The sequence below is a fragment of the uncultured Clostridium sp. genome (genome assembly GCF_947072515.1).
Classification (GTDB): Bacteria; Bacillota; Clostridia; order Clostridiales; family Clostridiaceae; genus Clostridium.
Genome location: NZ_CAMTIG010000125.1, coordinates 1 through 3,052 on the forward strand (window position 1 = coordinate 1; position 3,052 = coordinate 3,052).

Below are 3,052 nucleotides of genomic sequence, written 5' to 3' on the forward strand. Positions count from 1 at the left end.
CGATGGTACTGCAAGGGTGACCCTGTGGGAGAGTAGGAAATTGCCAAGTGAAAACGTAGAAAGAGTTAGTAATTTATTACTAACTCTTTTTTGTGTACAATTATCCACAAAATTTATGAAAAATAAGTGTAATCTGTGGATAAAGAAGTGGAAAAGTTGAAAACTATAAGGGAAAATAAAAAAATATAAATGATATAATAGAATAAAAATTAAATTTAAAAAGGAGAATTAATATGATTAAATGGGGAATGATTGGACTAGGAAATATTGCAAACGATTTTGCAAAGGTTATAATTAAAGAAAATGGAATAATAGATGGAATAGCTACGAGAAAATATGAAAAAGCAAAAGATTTTGCAAAAGATTATAATGTGAAAACGATATTTGAGTCTCCTATAGAACTAATAAAAAGCAAGGAGATAGATATTATTTATATAAGTACGCCTAACAATACACATTTTGAATATATAAAGGAAGCATTGTTAAATGGAAAACATGTATTATGTGAAAAAGCAATAACATTAAATATAGAAGAATTAGAAGAAGTATATAAAATTGCAGATGAAAAAGAGTTAATATTAGCAGAAGCTATGACTATATTCAATATGCCCTTATATAGATATATTAAAGAAAATTATATAGAAAAGCTGGGCAGTTTAAAGATTCAACAAATAAGTTTTGGTAGTAAGAAGCCTTATGATAAAGAAAATAGATTTTTTAATTTTAAACTTGGTGGAGGAGCAATGTTAGATATTGGAACATATGCAATATCTATGGCAAGAGTATTTTTAAGTAGTGAGCCAACTGAAATATTAAGTATAGTAAATAAAGCTGAAACAGGAGTAGATGATATATCAACAATTATTTTAAAGAATAAAGAGAATGAATTGACTACTATAAACTTATCCTTTACAGCTAAAATGCCTAAGAGAGCTGTTATAGGCTTTGAAAATGGATATATTGAGGTAGAAGATTATCCAAGAGCAGACACAGCTAAAATAGTATATTCAGATGGAAGTAGCGAAATTGTGACGTATGGAGCATCAAATGAAGCATTAAATTATGAATTTAAAATGATGAATGAAGCGATAATAAATAAAAATAAGAAAATAACATCAATAGAAATGACTAAAGATGTTATAAAAATAATGACAAATATTCTAAAAAAGAATTAAAAAAATAGAGTTTATAAAAATATTATTTAACAAAATCACCTTCAGTAGTATTTTGATTTATAAAAGCAGTTCTAAAAATATCAACTTTTATCCAAAGTATATATAAATTTAAATAGGCTGTTTGACAGAAAAAAATAGCATTATCAATATCAATTTTTTTTGTACCAATATCTTCATATAAGAGACGAAGTGCTATATTAGAAGCTATACAAGCTAACCATTGAGAGATAAAGGCAAAAATTATCCCAATGTAGGCTAAGTAGGTTGGGGAGGTTGAAACTTTTAAATTTAAAGTTTGATTTTTAAGTTCATTACTAGTTTGTATAAAATATATAGTTGAGATAATACCATATTCAGAGCTTAATATTTGAGCTTGGAATAGGGCTAATTTAGTTGATATAATTTCATTTGGGGTCATTTCTAACCTCCTTAAAAGTGTTATATTAAATTATATGATGAAACTATGAAATGGATTAAGATAAATTAAATGGATATTAATAAAAATCTAAATGTAAAATGGATTATGTAAATGTAAAGAATCTTAATAAAGTGATATAATTATGGGGATAGGAGTGTGAATGAATATGGCAATAAAAAATACAAAAGTGGCTATTGTAGGAACAGGATTAGTTGGGTCTAGTACAGCATTTAGCCTTGTTACACAGGGAGTTTGTGATGAAGTATTAATGACAGATATTAATATGGAAAGAGCTATAGGAGAAGCTATGGATTTAAATCATTCAATTGAATATTTAAATAGAAATGTTAAAGTTAGAGCTGCAAATTATAGTGAGTATGGAGATGTGGATATAGTTGTTATTACAGCAGGAGCACCACCAAAGGCAGGACAATCAAGATTAGATACGTTAGGAATGACAGCAGATATTGTGAAGTCTATCGTGGATCCTATAATGAAAAGCGGATTTAAAGGGTATTTTATTGTTGTTTCTAATCCAGCTGATATAATTGCGTATTATGTATATAAATTATCAGGATTACCAAAAAATCATGTTTTAAGTACAGGAACATCAATAGATACAGCAAGGTTGAAAAATTTCATAGCTGAGCTTGTTGATGTAGATCCAAGATCTGTGCAAGGATATTCAATGGGAGAGCATGGAGATTCTCAAATGGTACCATGGTCACATATAACTGTTGGAGGAAAATCATTTTTAAAAGTTTTAGAAGATAATAAGAAGAGATTTCCAGAAGTAGATTTAAATAATTTAGTGAAAAATACAGCAGAAGCAGGATGGGAAGTATATAAAAGAAAAGGTACTACATATTATGCCATTGCTAGTGCAACTGTTGGAATAATAAAAGCAATTTTAAATAATGAAAATAAAATAATTCCAGTTTCTACTCTATTAGAAGGAGAATATGGCGTAAATGGAATCTTTGCAGGAGTTCCAGCTATATTAAATTCTCATGGAGTTAAAGAAGTAGTGGAAATACATTTAACAGATGAAGAAAAAAAAGAATTTGAAAAATCTATAGATATAATAAAAGAATATGTCGAAAAATTAGAAAAAAGATAAAAAAAAACTATAGATAACCTCGCAGTTTTAAAGGGATTGCGGGGTTTTTATAAAAAAAAATAAAAAAAAGTGAAAAAATATGTTGACTTTAATATTAGAAGTCTATATAATAAGTAATTGTTGAGGGGCTGGAACGGTTCCGAGACAGAAACAAGAAAAGTAAGAATCTAGTGATGATGGCATAGAGGAAACACTCCTTCCCATTCCGAACAGGAAAGTTAAGCTCTATAACGCCGATGGTACTGCAAGGGTGACCTTGTGGGAGAGTAGGAAGTTGCTAGGTAATGGTTCACTAGCTCAGTCGGTAGAGCACATGACTTTTAATCATGGTGTCCGGGG

General features: G+C 28.9%; 3 protein-coding genes and 1 rRNA gene. 3 read left to right on the forward strand and 1 reads right to left on the reverse strand.

Annotated features, from left to right (window positions below):
• Positions 1-233: 233 nt before the first annotated feature.
• On the forward strand, positions 234-1,175 hold the full coding sequence (locus Q0W06_RS19500; protein ID WP_297639813.1) for a Gfo/Idh/MocA family oxidoreductase: 942 nt from the start codon (positions 234-236) through the stop codon (positions 1,173-1,175).
• Positions 1,176-1,197: 22 nt separating this feature from the next.
• On the opposite strand, the gene Q0W06_RS19505 is transcribed toward Q0W06_RS19500, so the two are convergent.
• Positions 1,198-1,593: a hypothetical protein gene (locus tag Q0W06_RS19505; protein ID WP_297639816.1), complete on the reverse strand. Its 396-nt coding sequence runs from the start codon at positions 1,591-1,593 to the stop codon at positions 1,198-1,200.
• Positions 1,594-1,759: 166 nt separating this feature from the next.
• Between Q0W06_RS19505 and Q0W06_RS19510 the strand changes: the two genes are divergently transcribed.
• Together Q0W06_RS19510 and rrf are read left to right on the forward strand one after the other, a co-directional pair.
• Positions 1,760-2,713, forward strand: coding sequence for an L-lactate dehydrogenase (locus Q0W06_RS19510; RefSeq protein WP_297639820.1), 954 nt, complete (start codon positions 1,760-1,762; stop codon positions 2,711-2,713).
• 166 nt (positions 2,714-2,879) lie between these two features.
• Positions 2,880-2,996 (forward strand): 5S ribosomal RNA (gene rrf, locus Q0W06_RS19515).
• Positions 2,997-3,052: the final 56 nt, after the last annotated feature.

Excerpts from the sequence above, each read along its gene's own strand:
- Q0W06_RS19505 (WP_297639816.1), bottom strand. The coding sequence starts at position 1,593 with ATGACCCCAAATGAAATTATATCAACTAAATTAGCCCTATTCCAAGCT.
- Q0W06_RS19500 (WP_297639813.1), top strand. The coding sequence starts at position 234 with ATGATTAAATGGGGAATGATTGGACTAGGAAATATTGCAAACGATTTT.
- Q0W06_RS19510 (WP_297639820.1), top strand. The coding sequence starts at position 1,760 with ATGGCAATAAAAAATACAAAAGTGGCTATTGTAGGAACAGGATTAGTT.